We start from the raw sequence: 16,153 nt of genomic DNA on the forward strand, positions 1-16,153 counted from the left end.
GATGTCGAAGTAGAAGCCGGGCCGGGACACGACGAATCCCTGGTAAATTGGGGCTCCGCAGCGCAGGGCGATCTGGACGGGACCGGCAAGGAAATCTCTTGGTTTGCCGAACATCTCGGCGGTCACGAGTCGCAGATGCGCGCCGCGTTCGCGGCCTATGTCCAGGGTGCTGCCCAGGATGTAGCCTTCCTGCAAACAACGATAGACGTCTCTGGGGTACATGTTTGAATAGAGCAGCCTGACGGCCCGAAACTCGGGGAAAGTCTCCTCATACTTGCGCTGGACATATCGCCGCATCGCACCTTCGTTGGGATCGCGCACCCCCGCCACGCGATATCCCTTCAGGGCCATGATCAGGGCCAATACGTGGTGTGAGCCGATGTGACTGAGACACACGTAAATGCCCTTACCATCCTTGACCGCCTCGGCCAGGTCGGCCTCACGGGGGAACCGGACACGCGAGAGAATCTCCTCCCTGGGCAGCTTGTCGAAGATCAGGTAGAAGAGCTTGTCGCAGCGGGTTCGGATGAAGTGCTGAAGGCACGCTCGGCGGGCGGTTGCGCGGTCAATGACCCTGGTTCCGCGTCCGAATCCCGTTTTGAGGTGTATCTTGAACCGTCGCCGGCGCTTGTAGTTGACGAGCCATTCGCAAACGGCAAACCCGGTTCCGAGCAGGTACAGGCCCCGGAGCGAAAAACACTTGCCCCAGGCCCACAGGAACCCTCGGACCAGCTCGTATTTCAGCCGAGCGAGCTCGCCGACCTCGGGTTCTTTCCGCGGGAGCGTTGCGGACGACCCGCTATTGACGGTGCTTGCGTTTGCTGCGCACATAGTTCAACCGGCGACAGTATACTGCGAAGACGCGTTTCCGCAACGATCGAGAACCGAGCGGCTCGTCCGCGGGCCTTTATCCGGATCGCAAGCGCCTATAGACTGTGGCTTCGCTGTGGTCGGCTGACGACGGTGAGACTGGAAGGAAGCCGCCGGATGCGGGTTTTGCTATGGCGGTAAGGCCGCATCAGTCTCTTCCGTCGGGACTGGGTGCGCATTTTGCGCGCATGTTTCTGGATCGCAGAACGTTTGGGTTGCGGCCCGCAAAAGGCGGTCCGCCTTAGGTGAGAGGTGGTTTTGCACGATCAGCATGTACACACGTGGTTTTCGAACGACTCGCAGGCCGATCCGGCGGAGAATGTCCGACAGGCCGTCAGCATGGGATTGGCGGGCTTGACCTTCACGGATCATTTCGACAGCCATCCCACGGAGTGGCCGTTATGCAAATACGACTACGATGGGATTGCTGCAGCGGTCTCGGCCCTGCGGAAGAAGTATGACGACAGCCTCTTTGTGGGGCACGGCATCGAGGTCTGTTACCAGCCGGAGCAGATGGAAAAGATCTTCACGTTCTTGGAGGAGCATCGATTCGACATCGTGCTTCTGAGCGTCCACTGGTTTCACGGCAAGGCTCTGCATGAGCGGCAGCACTGGACAGGGTTGGATCCGGCAGCGGCGACGCGGCAATACCTGGAGGCGGTTCTGGAGGCGGCCCGTTTTGCGCTCGATCTGAAGCGGCAAGGGCGCAGGCCTTTTGACGTTCTGGGGCATCTTGATCTGGTCAAACGGTATACAGTTCGGTATTTCGGTACGTTTGACATCCGCCCGTGTGGGGACCTGGTTGATGAGATCCTGCGGACCTGCCTGGAGGCGGATCTGGTGCCGGAGGTCAATCTAAGCACGCTGCGTCAGTCGCTTCCGGAGCCGTCACCGGCGGAATGGATCGTCGGTCGCTATGCCAAACTGGGCGGGCGGGCCATGACGCTGGGCAGCGATGCTCATCGTCCCGAGCATGTTGGGATGGGTGTCGGGGATGCCGCCGCGGTGCTCAAGCGACAAGGCATCGAGTGTTTGGCCGTTTTTCGCGATCGTAAGCGGACCGACGAACCGCTTTGACGTTCGCGGCGCGGGGGGTGAAGGTCACGGTCGTCGTCCTCGACTTGCATTGGCGGGGGGATGTGGCAGAATGCCATGGTCAGGAGGAATCGGTTCGCCAGGGGCCGTGCCGGGAACAGACTATGAGAGCACTGAAGCGGACAGAGTGGGTCGGTGCGGTCCTCTTGGCGGTTGCGGCTCCCGGGTGCGGCGCTGGGGGGTGGGAAAGCAACCTCGAGGCGGGCTTGTCGAGAGCGGCCAGCGAGCGGCGACCCGCCCTGGTGATGTTCAGTTCGGCGGTGAGCCCCGATTGCGTCCAGATGGACGAAGAGGTGTTTTCCGATCCGCAGGTTCAGAACGTCCTGAACTCCTACGTGCGGGTTCGGATCGACTACCTGATTCACCACAAGCTGGCCAAGGAACTGAACGTGCGGAGCGTGCCGACGTTTGTGATTTTCCGCCCGGATCGTTCGGTGGCCGGCGTTCGGGAGGGTAAGATGGACGCCCGGAGCTTCTCCTTCTTCCTCATCAAGCACCGGTACTACTGACCGGTCGTGCGCGTGACGACTGGGGCGGCGTCTTCCTGCCGGACGTCACAGCTCGATCTGGGCGCCCAGTTCCACGACACGATTGGGCGGAATGCCGAAATAGGCAACCGCCGAAATGGCGTTTCGCGACATCACCGCGAAGAGAGTCTTGCGCCATTGCGACATGCCCGGTTTTCGGGTTCTGATCAACGTTTCCCTTCCAAGATAGAAGCTCACCTCCGCCAGGTCGACTTTTAGTCCGGCCGGTTCACAGCAGCGGAGTATGTCGGCCACACTGGGCGTCTGCATGTAGCCGTAGAAGGCGTTGACCTGAAAGAATCCCAGGCCCAGATCCTGCACCTGAACCCGAGAGGAGGGAGGCACCGTCGGCACCTCTTCCGTCGAGACGCTCAGCAGGATGACGCGTTCGTGGAGCACCTTGTTGTGTTTGAAATGGTGCATGAGGACGACGGGCGTGCCGGTCGGATCCGAGGTCATGAACACCGCGGTTCCCGGCACACGGACGGGTTGTTTTCCGGCGGCAAGATTCCGCAAGAAGATATCAAGCGGCAGCCGGGCCTTGGCGAGCGACGCGGCCAGCAATGATCGGCCGCGCTTCCAGGTGGTCATCAGTCCAAACACTCCCATGGCAACCACCAGTGGGAACCATCCGCCGCTGAAGAGCTTTGTCAGATTGGCAACGAGGAACGTCAGGTCGACTGTCAGAAACACCGCGGTCAGTCCGGCCGCCTTCAGGGGACTCCATCCCCAGTGTCGGCGAGCCATCAGGAGGAACAGCAAGGAGGTCAGGGTCATGGTGCTGACCACGGCGACGCCGTAGGCCGCCGCCAGCCGCGAGGAGGTCCTGAAAGCCAGAACCAGCCCACAGCATGCCACCATCAGGATGGCATTGATCTCGGGAATATAGATTTGGCCGATGGTCCGGCTGGACGTGTGTACCACGGTCAGGCGGGGACAGTAACCCAATTGCACCGCCTGTCGGGCGAGGGAGAACGCTCCGGATATCAAGGCCTGTGAGGCGATGACTGTTGCCAGTGTGGCAATCGTCACCAGGGGGTAATGGAGCGATCCGGTAGCCAGTGCATAGAAGGGGTTGCTCGCCGCAGCGCCTTGGGTGTGGATCACCGCCGCGCCCTGACCGAAGTAGTTCAGCAGCAGCGCGGGAAACACCACGAGGTACCAAGTCAGCCGAATAGGATTCCTTCCGAAATGACCGAGATCCGCGTATAACGCTTCCGTGCCTGTGAAGCATAGTACCACGGCTCCCAGCACGAGAAAGCCATGCCACCCATGCTCGATGAGATGGCGGACGGCGTACCAAGGGTAGACGGCCGTCAATACCGCGGGTTCCCGCACGATCCACCGCAGCCCCAACGCTGCGATGGCTCCAAACCACAACAGCATGACCGGTCCGAACATCGCCCCCACAAACCCCGTCCCGTGTTTCTGAACCATGAATAACGCCACCAGGATGGCAAGCGTGATCGGGACAATGAACGGCTTTAGCGTCGGCGCGGAGACTTCAAGGCCCTCGACCGCACTGAGGACCGAGATGGCCGGCGTGATCAGACCCTCGGCGAACAGCAGAGATGCCCCGAACAACCCCAGGCCGATCGCGATCCCGGCCTTGGAAAGCAGATTCGCCGGTCGAACCGTCTGCGGCACCGCCAGGGCCATCAGTGACAGGATGCCGCCTTCACCGCGGTTATCGGCGCGGAGCACGAAGCCGATATACTTGCCGACCACTACCAGGGTCAGGGACCAGAAGAAAAGGGACAGCAGCCCCAGCACGTTTCGCGGATCGGCCTCGACCCCGAACAGTGGGCCGAAACATTCTCTCAGGGCGTACAGAGGGGAGGTGCCGATGTCGCCGTAGACCACCCCGAGCGCCCCTAGAGACAGTGCGGCCAGGGATGCCCGCCCGAGCCGATGCTCGTTGCGGGGTGCATCACGAGGCGAAGGATGCGGGACAGTCTGCTGCGCCGTCCTGGAGGGCAAGACTTCGTGAGTTGGTTCTGAGGGCATGAACCTCGATCGTCTCTGAGAGGTTGTCAGCCAAGGCCTTCAAGATGATTCTGCCCGGCTACTTCGCCGGGCCGCGGGTTCCGATTGTACAGGGTTTGTGTTACCGTGCCACTCCGCCGGCGGTCACCCGGCAAGGCGGATCAGGATGGTCTCTTGACGGGCCCATCCGAGTCAGCCGAGAGCGGACCAGACCGCAGAAGAGCGATACGGCAGAGGGGCGGCATTCCTGCGGTGGCGGCTCTGAAAGAAGCCCTGGAAAGGTCCGTGGCGTTTTCCAGCCGAATGGGTTAAGGAGGCGGTGCGGCCGAATCCGTTTCGGTTGTTCCGGGGAGCGTCCGCGAGTATAGTCAGTAACCAGTGGCTCGGATGCCGCTGAGAGGACATGCATCATGAGATTTGAAGACCCTGCTGCAACACTCAAGGATTTCTCGACCCGTATCCTCACCATACGGGATTCTCTTTGACTTGCCTGCCAAGCTCAAGCGACTTGCGGAACTGGATGAGATCATGGCCAGGCGCGGCTTTTGGGATGTGCCGGAGCGGGCGCGCGAGGTGGTCGGCGAACTGAAGGCTCTCAAGGGGCTGGTCGAGCCGGTGCAAGCCTTGCTGGCGAAGGTCGAGGATGCCGAAGCGCTGCTCGAACTGGCCAAAGAGGCCAACGACGCCGCCTCTTTTGAGGAGCTGGACAATGAGCTGCATGTGATCCAGCAGCAGCTCGAGCGTGTCGAGCTGATGGCTCTGCTGTCCGGCAAGAACGACGCGTGTGACTGTTTCTTCAGCATCCAGGCCGGCGCGGGCGGAACCGAGGCCTGCGACTGGGCCGAGATGCTGCTGCGAATGTACCTTCGTTACTTCGAGAACAACGGGTACAAGGCCGAGGAGCTGGCCCGCACCGATGGTGAGGAGGCCGGGATCCGCAGCATCACCCTCAAGGTCACCGGCTACTATGCCATGGGATACCTATCGTGCGAGCGGGGCGTCCATCGCCTTGTACGGATCAGTCCGTTTGATGCCAACAAGCGTCGGCACACGAGTTTCGCGGCGGTCGACGTCCTGCCGGTTCTGGAGGACCTTGACGTCGATTTGAAGGAGGAGGAGCTGGACATCGTGTACTTTCGGCGGGCCAGCGGGGCGGGCGGTCAAAACGTGAACAAGGTGGCGACGGCCGTTCGCGTGCGACATGTTCCGACGGGCATCGTGGTGGAGTGCGTCAACGAGCGCAGCCAGCAACAGAACAAGCGGATGGCTCTTGCCATCCTCCAGTCCAAGATCGAAGCTCTCAGGCAGGCTGAGCGCGACCAAGAGATGCAGAACCTCTACGGCGACAAGGGGGAAGTTGCGTGGGGCAACCAGATCCGCAGTTACGTGCTCGATGACCGCCGGGTCAAGGATCATCGCAACGGCGTCGAGACGAGCAACGTCGAACGCGTCTTAGACGGCGATATTCAGATGTTCATCGAAGCCGAGCTTCGGCGTCGTGCCAGCAAGAGAAAGTAATCAGCAGTCCGTCATTCGTGATCGGTGGCCGATGGGCGTCTCGGTCCCGTCGGGCGGCGGGTGCCGGCGTAAAGGAGCGAGATCATGGTGAAGGTCGCGGTCTGTTTATCGGGATGCGGCGTGTTCGACGGTTCGGAGATTCACGAGGCGGTCTTGACCCTGCTTGCCCTGGATCAGGCGGGCGCCAGGTACGTGTGTTGTGCTCCCAACGCGGACCAGGCGGTGGTGATGAACCACTTGACCCGCAACCCTGTTCCGGGGGAGCGTCGCAACGTGCTGGTCGAATCGGCGCGGATTGCCCGGGGCGAGATCCAGGATCTGGCCAACGTTCACGCCCGCGATGTTGATGCACTGATCTTTCCGGGCGGCCTCGGGGCGGCCCAAAACCTGTCTTCATTCGCCGCCGACGGGGCGAACTGTACGGTGCATCCCGAGGTGAAGCGGCTGGTCGGAGAGATGATTGACGCGGGCAAACCCGTTGGGGCCATCTGCATCGCCCCGGCCATGCTCGCTCGGATTCTGAGCAGCAGGGGGCTGGTGGCGCAGGTGACCATCGGCAACGACGCCCGGACGGCCTCTGAAATCGAGAAGATGGGAATTCGTCACACCGATTGTTCCTGCACGTCGTTTGTCGTTGACTCAGCACACCGTGTGGTGACGACACCTGCCTACATGCTTGCCAAAGGGCCTGCGGAGGTGTTTGAGGGAGTCAAAGGGTTGGTTGGGGAGGTTGTTCGTCTGGCAGGCTCTTAGGGTCGAATTGCAGGGGGTTACTCATGCTCGCGTCGCCTGAGCTCGGGTTTTGCCCGCCTCGGCAGCGGCGAGACGGATACAAGCTTGCCGGTGTGGAGGTCGTCCGGCGAGGGGAAGGCTACCCCGCATTGATGTACTTGCCTGCCCGGAGCCCGTCGAGAACGAACTGAACGGAGACGCCTGCGAGAATGAGGCCCAGAATACGGCTGAAAATGTGGATGCCGGTCTTGCCCAGGGCTTTGTAGAGGGGGTCGGCCAGTCGCAGGGTGACATAGCTCACCAGGCCGGTGATCGCGACGGCAACATAAACGATGAGTATGGCGTGAGGGCCGGCGGCGCGATCGATCAGCACGGTGACGCTGGCCATTGAGGCTGGTCCGGCCAGCATGGGTATCGCCAGGGGGGTGATGGCCACATCCTCTTTGGCCATGCCTTCGCTGACTTCGTCGGGCTCTTCCTGGGTGAGCCGCTGAGCCCGGATCATGTCCAGTGCAACGAGAAACAAGATCAGACCGCCTGCGATCTGGAAGGCGGGCAACGTCAGGCCGAGGTAGTGAAAGATCACCTGTCCGCCGCCGGCGAATCCCGCCAGCGTGAGCGTTGCGACGACACTGGCCCGCAGGGCGGTTCGTTTTCGCTGTGCGGCGTCCTGGCCGGCACTGATGACCAGGTATGTTGGCACGGCGCCGGGGGGGTCCACCACAAAGAGGATGGAGACCAGTGCTGTCAGGAAGAAATCGACCATGGCACGGCGCTCATTTGACCGCGCCGGCGGGCCGGCCGCAAGTGCGCGGGCAGGGCGCCGCCGGGAGGTGGAGAGCCGGATCAGATGACGCCTGCGAAGGGGCGAATCCGCTGGACCAGGTCCTCGATGGTGTATTGCTTGCGGCAGTCGACCGGCAGGAACACGCCGTGATTGTGATCGCTGGCAAGAATGATCATCCGGTCGAAACGGACCTCATAGCCGAATTCCTGGGGCTGATGCCCGGAGATGAAGTAATGAACTTCAAAAGCGTGCGCCAGACGTTCCAGGAGGGCCGGGGTGTGGCGGCGTCCCCAGACCATCTGGTAGACCATTCCTCCTTCGGACAGATCGAGCGCGTCAGCCGGCTCGTGCACGAGCGCCGGATCGAAGTCATCCATGTGCGAGACGTTAGGCAGCGAATGAGAGAAGAATATGCCGTTGGGCGACCGGGCCGCCAGGGGATACGAGGCGATGAAGTCGTCGATCGCGATGAGCACTTCGTCGATGTCGTTGGAGTCGAGAACCTCGGCCACCCCGCGTTCGAAGTCGTCGGTCACCATGCGTCCGCCCTTGGTGATCTCGTGGTTCTGCAGTTGGGCCAGTTCGTGGTTGCTTTGCAGGAAATGAACCTGGTCGGGGAAGAACGTTTTCCACTTGGCCGCGTCGAGCAGAAGCTCGACGGAGCGATCGACCCACCCTTCCTGTTGAGGCTGTTCGTGGATCAGTTCGTGTAGCAGCACGTGGCGCGTAGGGGTACATTCGAGCTGACAGTACTTGATGAGTTTCTCGAAGTTGCGGCGATGCCCGTGCATGTCCCCGGTCATGACCACCTGACTGTAGTCGGGCGGGCAAAGCAGGGAACCGGAGCGGATCGGGTCCTCAAGATTGAGGTCCGTTGCGCGGCGAAACGTGTCAATGGCGGCACGAACGGTTGTCATCTGGCCGTCTTACCGTTTGAAGCGGACAACTGGCCGAGCGGACTCTTTCGTCGCACGACCGGACCCGTCAAGGTTGCCTCGTTCTTGTCCATGATCTGTTGACCGAGTTCGAGGCGGTGTATGACTTCTCGCATGTCGGCCGGACGGTCCTTGGGGTTCGGGCGGCAACAGTCCATGACGAGACGACTCAGGGCAACGGGGATGTTGGGATTCAGCTCGTGAGGCATCGTTGCGTCCCGTGGTCCCGCGAGATCAATACCGGCTCTGCGTTTTTTGCTCGGCATGACGGTCGGAAAGGCCTGACCGGTGATTGCCCAGTAGAGCGTGGCGCCCAGATTGTAAACGTCCGTCCGCTGATCCAGCGGCATGCCTCGCTCGACCTGCTCGGGTGCAATGTAGTCGGGTGTTCCCTGGATGCGGTTTTTGATATGGCCGATCGGGCAACTTTGGCCGAAATCGATGATCTTCGGATTGCCGTTCGCGTCGAGAATGATGTTGTTTGGCTTGATGTCGGCGTGGACGTAGCCCATCTGGTGAAGGGCGTGCAGACCTTTGGCCACTTTGATGAAGATTCCGACCAGCCCGTGCGTTCCGAGGGGCCCGATTTCCTCCAAGGTCCGGCCGTCGACGTATTCCATGATGATGTGCAGCTCGCGCAACTGGAACAGGCGCCTGATTCGCCGCAACTCGAAGCTCCGCCGGAGATAGGGGTTGTCGAGCATGGAGGAGATCCGGAAATCGTTCCTCGCCTGATTGAGATAGCGGTTGTCATCGGTGGCCCGGCGAATCACCCGCTTGAGGGCGAAAAGCTCGTTGGTCTGCTGGTTGGCGACCAACCAAATGGTTGCCCGCGCACCCACGCCCAAGCGCTCATGCACGATGTAACCGGGTACCAGGAAACTCACCTAACTATCCCCTAACATGAGCCGTCGGTCTACAACTGGTTGCGGCCCGAAGCAGCCAATCGACAGGAGCTTGTGCCCCAAGTGCATTTTAAGTAGCCCGTTTGCTGACCGTCAACGGGTGGAAGACACCGAAGCGTCTGAGTAACCAGACGATGTGCTTGCCGCAAGCTGCGGCTGCAATGCGTCGGCCGTATCGATCCGGCAGGCGGTCGGCTTGTTCCGCCCCGGTTGGCTGTATCGGCTCGATTCTTGCCGGCGGTTAGCACGCGCCGGTTTATCGGCACTATGCAAAAACGCCTCCCGGACTCATGCGTCCTGAAGGCGTTTCGATCGCAGAAGACTTGCGAATGCTATCTGACCATGCTCGTGTCGCCGGTCCCGGAGGGAAGCCGAAGACCGGGGCTGGGGATGAAGCGTTCGAGGGTGATCTTGTACATTTCCTGAAGGTTGTTGCGTAACTGGCAGGCAGCCTGCCACTGCGGCACGGTGATTTCGCCGGTTCGCCCCTCGGTTCGCAACCCGATGCGGATCACGCCCGCTTCTCCAATGGCTTTCTGATTCTGCCAATGAGGCGTGGCGGTCCATGATCCGTCCCGATCGACGATGAAATGGACGCCGGAGTTGTCGGAGGCGGCCACGGCGCGGATCACATGCCACCTCTCGACGGGGGTGCTTCCCTCGGCTGTCGGGTGTATGGCGCTGCGGATCCTGGCGATCAGTTGTCGGCGGGGTGTTTCCGAAGCCGGTTGGTTCGGCTGAAACCAATCCAGGAAGGCTGCCCCTAACGTCATGGAAGCGACCAGACACCCTAACATCTTTGCCAGACGTTTATGCTGGTCCCGAGGTGTACGTGCGACGGACATGTTGAGCTGAAGCCCCGTTGCCAATACTGCTAAGCTACTGACCGCAAGAATCTATAATATACGTATCGGACAAACGCAACATCTATTTGGTGTCTTTTTGCGTTTTCCGGCGAACTTTTCTCAAGTTCCTCGTTTTTTTCCGCGCGCCCCGGCGCCGAGCCGTGGTCCGGCGAGCGCAATTATCGGTCTGGCTCGTCGCGCCGTCGTGCGTCTTGACGACTTGCTCGGGCGGGCTGATTTGCCGCTTTCCCCCTCCAGAACTCGGTCAACGCCTGTGAGTTTCTGAGCGAAGCTTTGCACTTTTCCAGCAGAAATCATTGATTTGGCTGCGTGCTTGGGGCGGTTGACGTTATGGGGGCTGTTCGGAGGCCGGCCCTCAACTGTTGAAGATATCCGACCCAGTTCTCGGTCCTGGCTTCGAAGATTCGCGTACGGGTGGCCAGTTCCCCGATGACTCTCCTCGCGGCCGCGGCCCAGGGCGGCTGTGCGGTAGACGGCTTGGTTTCCGAGGAGGTCGTTTTGCGGACCCACTGGAGCATCCCTTGCGGGTTATGCTCGACCGGGCCCGAGGTGGGCGCCCTGGAGATGGTGATCGATTCGGCGGGTATCTTGAGCCGATCCAGGATCGCGCGAAAAGCGGTTTCCCGGTCAGCGGGGCATTGCGGATCGACAGTGAGCCATAGTCGGACGTTCGGGTTTTCACCCCGGATGTTTTGGATGGTCCGGGTTGCCTCGGCCATAGTCATGGTCCGTTGCGATATCTCCACTCGTCCGACCGAATCGAGCCTTATGCGGACCGGTCCATGCCGAAAGACGAGCGTGCAGCGGGAGTAGAGGGGAGGGATACGCTCTGTGGCCGGAACCAGCCACAATTCCGCGTTGCTGTCGGAGTGATACTCTGGGAGAGCGACGATCGAACTGCTGAAATCGACCACGGCGATGACGGTGCCTTCCGGGTCGGCCGCAAATGACCCGTTGTCGGTGGTGTATGAGCCCGCAAAGACCCAGGGTTGAGGCGGCAGATCGAGACCGGTTCCCGGCTTGTCGCCGGGCTTGGCGCGGCGCATCCATCTTTCGATCGGTTCGCGGCGGACGCGCCCGTCCTGAAGGTAACGAACCTCGATTTCCACCGGATCACCCCTGGCGGGGGAGTACCGGCCGGTATCCGGGTCGAAATCGCTTGGCCTGCCGGGTGTAAGGCCGATCAGACCAAGGGCCTGGAAGACGTGCAGAGGGCGAGCATCAATGCACACGATGCTCTCGTGCTCGCGCGTCAGGGGCGAGCAGGCGAACAGCTCGAGTGCCCCTTCGCGCAAGACGACCTGCCCGTCGACTTCTACCTCTCGATCTCGCCAGTTGATTCGCACGCCGCGCTGATACTCTGCGACCCCTGGTTGCGTCGTTGATAGTGCCGGGCGGGATTCCGTCAGTCGGTCGGCGCGGGCGACGGCGAAAGCAGACCCACAGACGATGCTGGCCGTGGAGGCCGTCAGCGCAATTCGGGAAGTTATAGCCGCGATGATGCCGCGCATGAAGATTGTCCGGTGGTATCCTTGGGATTGGCCAGTTGACGTCGGGCCAACTGTTTTCGTGCGGCTTCGACCGTGTTCCGCAGCAACATGGCGACGGTCACCGGGCCGACGCCGCCGGGCACGGGGGTGATGGCCGAGGCCACCTTGCGCACGGCGTCGAAGTCGACATCGCCGACGGTCTTGGAGATCGTCTTGCCATTCGCGTCGGTGGTTTGTGTCTGGTTGATCCCCACATCAATGACCACTGCTCCCGGTTTGACATGCTCGGCACCGATCAAGCCGGCCTTGCCGACTGCGACAACGAGCAGGTCTGCCTGTCGGGTGTGGGCCGCCAGGTCGCGGGTGGCCACGTGGCAGCCGGTGACGGTGGCGAACTGCTGGACAAGGAACACGGTGATCGGCAATCCGACGATGGCACCTTGGCCGACGACCACCGCGTTGGCTCCGCGGAGCTGCATGCCGGTCTCCTTGATCAGCTCGACGACCGCCAGGGCGGTACAGGGGGCGATGATCGGCTGGCCGTAGAAAACCATGCCGATGTTCGCCGGGTTCACGCCCTCTACGTCCTTGTAAGGGTCGATACGGTACTGCATGGAGGGGGCGTCGATTTCCGGTGGCAGTGGCAGGTGCAGCATGATGCCCGTGACGCTGTCGTCACGATTCAGCCGGTCGATTTGCTCGCAGAGGCATCCGGCACCGCAAGCCTCAGGCACCTGGACCAGCTCGTATTCGATGCCCATATCCGAGCATTGGCGGGCTTGTGAACGGGCATACACCATGCCTGCCGCCGGCTCGCCGACGATGATCGCCGCCAGCTTGGGCTGGCGTCCTTCGGCTGCCAAGGTCTTGACCTGGTGCCGAATTTCCGCCCGCATTCGTTCGGCAAGTGCTTTGCCGTCAATGATCTCTGCTGCCATGGGTCCTCCACCCGGCAGGATGACCGGTGCTTGGCAAGGAGGGGATTATAAATGCTGAGGCGGATTGCGCCGAGGGCAGCGGCGGGCATGGTTGCTTCGGATCGGGACCGGTGCAAGGCCAAATTGCCCCTTACGGATGCCGATACCTTACCCGGTAGGTGACCACCGCTTCCCCGTCAGGTTTGATCTCGACGGGGAAGATCACCGTTCGCGCGTTGAGCTGCTCGAAGTCCGAGCTCTTCTTGATGATCTCCCACTCGCTCCAGCGGTAGAGCTTCTCGAGGATCTTGACCGTCACCGCTTCCTTCTTGTGGTTGCGGACCTTGATCTCGAAGGCCTCCTCGAAAACGGTATTGGAAATCTTGCGGAAGTCGGTCTGCTTGCGCTCGCCGACAATGTCGAAGGCGTCGCCGATGTAGAGCACCACCCGCTCGTCGCGCGAGGTGTGGTCGATCTGATCTTCGCCGATGAATTCCAGCGCCCCGTCGATGTCTTTCTTGTACACCCGGCACTTGCCCTTGGGCAGGGCGATGCCCAGGTTGCGGTCGGCCCGGTTTTCGATCTCGATCAGGACGTTGACCTTCTTGTTCTCCTCCCGCCCGAAGCCGGGGTCGTGATACCAGCCTCCCCACGACCACTGCATCTTGGCACCGTCGTACAGGAAGGTCTTGGTCACGGCCACACCGGGGCTGTTGATCAGCTCGATCTGCTTGATTTGGTTGTTGTTGACCGTGGTGGGCTCTGGCAGCGTGTACATCCGGTACTCGCCGAAGGCCCGGCTGACGTCTTCGCCCTTGGCGGTCGTGGGGGCGAGCTTGGTCATCATGATCTTGTAGTAGTCCTGGCCGAAGCCGAAGTTGAAGTTGCGGAAATCGATCTTCGGGTCGCCGGCCAGAAGCTTGACCGCCGCATCCTTGTAGGCCGTGCCAGTGTTGTTTTCGAGGGTGACCCATCCAGAGACGTCGATCTTGGTGTCATCGGGGTTCAGAACGAGGTTGTAGTCCGCTCGCCACCGGATGTTGTTGGCAATGTAGCTCACCTCGACGGTGTGCTTGCCCTCCTTGCCGGTGGCCAGCTCCCAGACCAGCGTCGGGCGGGTCAGCAGGCCCTCGGGCAGCGAGCTGAACTGGATGCGCTTGATGTTCTCGCCGCGCTCGACCATGCAGATCGGGCCTTTCTCCTTGTCTTTGGCGAGCACCAGTTGTCGCTGGTCGAAGCTCATCAGCGTGCCCTCGTACACCTGCCCGTCGGCCGTGTGGGCCGTGATCGGTTTGTCAATGTACTTGCGGAGCAGCTTGTCGGCGTTGACCAGGTCGAACTCGTAGTTCTGCTCGACCACCGAGGCCTCCGCGTCGGTCAGCGAGCGGAAGTACACACTGGTGGCGTCGATGGTGCCGGCTACGTCTCGGAAGCGGATCAGGTTGATCCCTGCCTTGAGCGGCTCATCGAGCATGCGCCGGTCTTTCACCAAGGCGTAGTTGTCATTGTAGATGGTCAACCTCACGCCCGTTTCCGGTTTGGCGGATTCCTGGGCGAAAACCGGAGCGGCGACGGCTGCGACGATGATCAGTGCGAGTGTGCGACATGTCATGATCTGTTCTCCCGAAGGAAGCTCTCAGCTTTTGGCTTCTGGCTGTTAGCTCCTGGCTCTCCTCGTTATTCCTGAACCCTGAACCCTCAATCGGCAGGTCTCCGTCGCCGTTGGCGACTCCGACCATGCCCTACCTTCCTGAGCCCTCAATCCTCGCTCGGCCGAGATCCCTATCTCGGCCGCTCTCACCCGCGGGATTCCTATCCCGCGACGATGGGGGGCGAAAGGATTCGCCGCCCGAATGGGTGCGAGAAAGGATTCTCGCACCAGCGACACTGAACCCCGCTTGCCACGACGTAGCCTTTGGCGAAGCCGGGAACCCTCAATCGGCAGGTCTGCGTCGCCGTTGGCGACTCCGACCATGCCCTGCCTGCTCACCATGTGTACTCCACGCTATAGGTGATCGTGACCTCGCCATTGGCGGGCACGTTCACGTCGAACGTGATCGTCTGGAAATCCTTCTTCTTCCATTCGTGGCTGGCCTCGCGGATCTCCCAGTTGCGGCCACCGACCTCGAGCCGTTCGAGTACCTCGACCTTGACCGGCTGGTCTTTGTGGTTTCTCAGACGAATCCGCCAGTCCTTGTCCTCGACGCCCTCGCCAGGGCGCCTCAGGTTCGTCTGCACCCGTTCGCCCTTGATGTCGAAGGCGGTGCCGATCCTGATCTTGATGTCCTCGTTCTTGGGCGTGTGCTCGATGGAGTCCATGCCGATGAACTCGTTCTGCTTGTCGGCATCCATCTGGTACACGCGGATCGGTCCCTTGGGCAGCGGGATGCCCAACCCTTCGCGCGTTTCCTTGGCGTTTTTGAACTCCAGGATCACATGCACGTTGTCCCCTTCGCCGCGATACTGGTACTTTCGCTTGACGGGAATCTGCTCGATATTGATCAACTCGATCTGCTTGACCTGCTGGTCCTTGATCGTCGCCGGGCGCGACAACTCGTACAGGTGGTACTCGGCGAAGGCTTTCTCCTCAAATGCCGGCGTGTCCAAGCGAGCGAACGCTACCTCAACCCCGGCGGCGATTCTCCTCCTAAAGCGTTCTTCCTGCGGTTTGACCACGTGCACCTCGCCGGCCATCAGCTTGAGGCGGGCATCCTCGTAGGTCCGCCCGGAGCGGTTGTCGATGGTCACCCATCCCGACAGGTCGAGCATCTTCCCGTCGGCATCGGCCAGCGCCCGGTAGTCCACCCTCCAGTTGACCGCGTTGGCCCGGTACGAGACCTCAACGAGGTGGTCGCTGGCCTGCTTGGCGTTGACCAGCCAGACCAGCGTCGGCCGGGTCAACAGGCCGCCGGGCAGGGCCGAGAAGCGGATATCACGCACGTTCTTGCCCCGCGGGACCATCTGAATCCCGTCCCTGACGGCCAGCACGACCTGGCCGTCGTCGAAGCTCATCAGTTTGCCCTCGATGAGGCTTCCATCGCGCGTGATCAGGCCGATGTCCTTGTCGATGTACTTGTCCAGCAGCTTATTGGCGCTGACCAGGTCGAATTCATAGTTCTGCTCGATGACCTTGGCATCACCGGCCGGCCTGAGGCTCAGGAAGTGGACGGTATCGGCCACGATGGTCGCGGCCACATCCTTGAATTTCACCTCCGACCGCCCGGCCGCCAGCGGCATCGTCCGCCGCTCGCGGACGATGGCGAAATCCTGGTTGTAGACCGTCAGCCCGACGCCTTCGGTCAAGTTCGCCGGCTGGGTCGTCTGGGCTGACACCAAGGGTGCCACCAGAAGGGTCGCCAGCAGGGCCAGGATTGGCCCGGTGGTTCCCCGTGTGCCACTGCTCTGTCCCCGTGTGCCACTGCTCTGTCCCCGTGTGCCACTGCTCTGCGAGCAGTGCAGACGGGTTGCTCGCTGGCCCCAGAATCCTTTCTGGGGCCTCTCGCGTGGAGGATTGCTATCCTCATT

14 protein-coding genes are annotated in these 16,153 nt (G+C 61.4%); 4 read left to right on the top strand and 10 right to left on the bottom strand.

Features of this window, described 5'->3' with window-relative positions; all coding sequences use genetic code 11:
* A partial coding sequence (locus PLL20_18100) for a hypothetical protein (protein ID HPD31910.1) occupies nucleotides 1-831 on the bottom strand: 831 nt, incomplete at its 3' end.
* A 297-nt stretch (nucleotides 832-1,128) separates the two neighbouring features.
* Between PLL20_18100 and PLL20_18105 the strand changes: the two genes are divergently transcribed.
* Together PLL20_18105 and PLL20_18110 are read left to right on the top strand one after the other, a co-directional pair.
* Nucleotides 1,129-1,947 (top strand): histidinol-phosphatase HisJ family protein, encoded by an 819-nt coding sequence (locus PLL20_18105; protein HPD31911.1) that lies wholly within the window; start codon nucleotides 1,129-1,131, stop codon nucleotides 1,945-1,947.
* 122 nt (nucleotides 1,948-2,069) lie between these two features.
* Nucleotides 2,070-2,474 (top strand): thioredoxin family protein, encoded by a 405-nt coding sequence (locus PLL20_18110; GenBank protein HPD31912.1) that lies wholly within the window; start codon nucleotides 2,070-2,072, stop codon nucleotides 2,472-2,474.
* A gap of 45 nt (nucleotides 2,475-2,519) precedes the next feature.
* Here the strand turns inward: PLL20_18110 and PLL20_18115 are convergent, their stop codons facing one another.
* Nucleotides 2,520-4,499 carry a potassium transporter Kup gene (locus PLL20_18115; GenBank protein ID HPD31913.1) on the bottom strand — a complete coding sequence of 660 codons (1,980 nt, stop codon included), beginning with the start codon at nucleotides 4,497-4,499 and terminating at the stop codon, nucleotides 2,520-2,522.
* A 389-nt stretch (nucleotides 4,500-4,888) separates the two neighbouring features.
* On the opposite strand from PLL20_18115, the gene prfB reads away from it, so the two are divergent.
* A protein-coding gene (gene prfB, locus PLL20_18120) for a peptide chain release factor 2 (GenBank protein ID HPD31914.1) occupies nucleotides 4,889-5,996 on the top strand; the annotation gives its coding sequence in 2 pieces (ribosomal slippage) (nucleotides 4,889-4,960 and nucleotides 4,962-5,996; 1,107 coding nt in all).
* Between the two features lie 81 nt (nucleotides 5,997-6,077).
* Entirely contained in the window at nucleotides 6,078-6,749 is a 672-nt protein-coding gene (gene elbB / locus PLL20_18125; GenBank protein ID HPD31915.1) for an isoprenoid biosynthesis glyoxalase ElbB, read from the top strand.
* 118 nt (nucleotides 6,750-6,867) lie between these two features.
* Here the strand turns inward: elbB and PLL20_18130 are convergent, their stop codons facing one another.
* From PLL20_18130 to PLL20_18165, 8 genes are all read right to left on the bottom strand, one after another.
* Nucleotides 6,868-7,494 carry a MarC family protein gene (locus PLL20_18130; protein HPD31916.1) on the bottom strand — a complete coding sequence of 209 codons (627 nt, stop codon included), beginning with the start codon at nucleotides 7,492-7,494 and terminating at the stop codon, nucleotides 6,868-6,870.
* A gap of 80 nt (nucleotides 7,495-7,574) precedes the next feature.
* Nucleotides 7,575-8,432, bottom strand: a complete 858-nt coding sequence (locus tag PLL20_18135) for a metallophosphoesterase (GenBank protein ID HPD31917.1) — start codon at nucleotides 8,430-8,432, stop codon at nucleotides 7,575-7,577.
* Complete coding sequence (locus PLL20_18140) at nucleotides 8,429-9,337, bottom strand: serine/threonine-protein kinase (GenBank protein ID HPD31918.1); 909 nt, start codon at nucleotides 9,335-9,337, stop codon at nucleotides 8,429-8,431. The genes PLL20_18135 and PLL20_18140 overlap by 4 nt, the downstream gene beginning before the upstream one ends.
* Before the next feature lie 350 nt (nucleotides 9,338-9,687).
* Nucleotides 9,688-10,128 carry a hypothetical protein gene (locus PLL20_18145; protein ID HPD31919.1) on the bottom strand — a complete coding sequence of 147 codons (441 nt, stop codon included), beginning with the start codon at nucleotides 10,126-10,128 and terminating at the stop codon, nucleotides 9,688-9,690.
* Between the two features lie 386 nt (nucleotides 10,129-10,514).
* Nucleotides 10,515-11,732 (bottom strand): YdjY domain-containing protein, encoded by a 1,218-nt coding sequence (locus tag PLL20_18150; protein ID HPD31920.1) that lies wholly within the window; start codon nucleotides 11,730-11,732, stop codon nucleotides 10,515-10,517.
* Nucleotides 11,708-12,649, bottom strand: a complete 942-nt coding sequence (locus PLL20_18155; GenBank protein HPD31921.1) for a bifunctional 5,10-methylenetetrahydrofolate dehydrogenase/5,10-methenyltetrahydrofolate cyclohydrolase — start codon at nucleotides 12,647-12,649, stop codon at nucleotides 11,708-11,710. The genes PLL20_18150 and PLL20_18155 overlap by 25 nt, the downstream gene beginning before the upstream one ends.
* A gap of 130 nt (nucleotides 12,650-12,779) precedes the next feature.
* Entirely contained in the window at nucleotides 12,780-14,240 is a 1,461-nt protein-coding gene (locus PLL20_18160) for a DUF4139 domain-containing protein (GenBank protein ID HPD31922.1), read from the bottom strand.
* 374 nt (nucleotides 14,241-14,614) lie between these two features.
* Nucleotides 14,615-16,153, bottom strand: a 1,539-nt coding sequence (locus tag PLL20_18165) for a hypothetical protein (GenBank protein ID HPD31923.1), incomplete at its 5' end; no start/stop codon positions are given.

It is taken from the genome of Phycisphaerae bacterium, assembly GCA_035384605.1.
Lineage (GTDB): Bacteria > Planctomycetota > Phycisphaerae > UBA1845 > PWPN01 > JAUCQB01.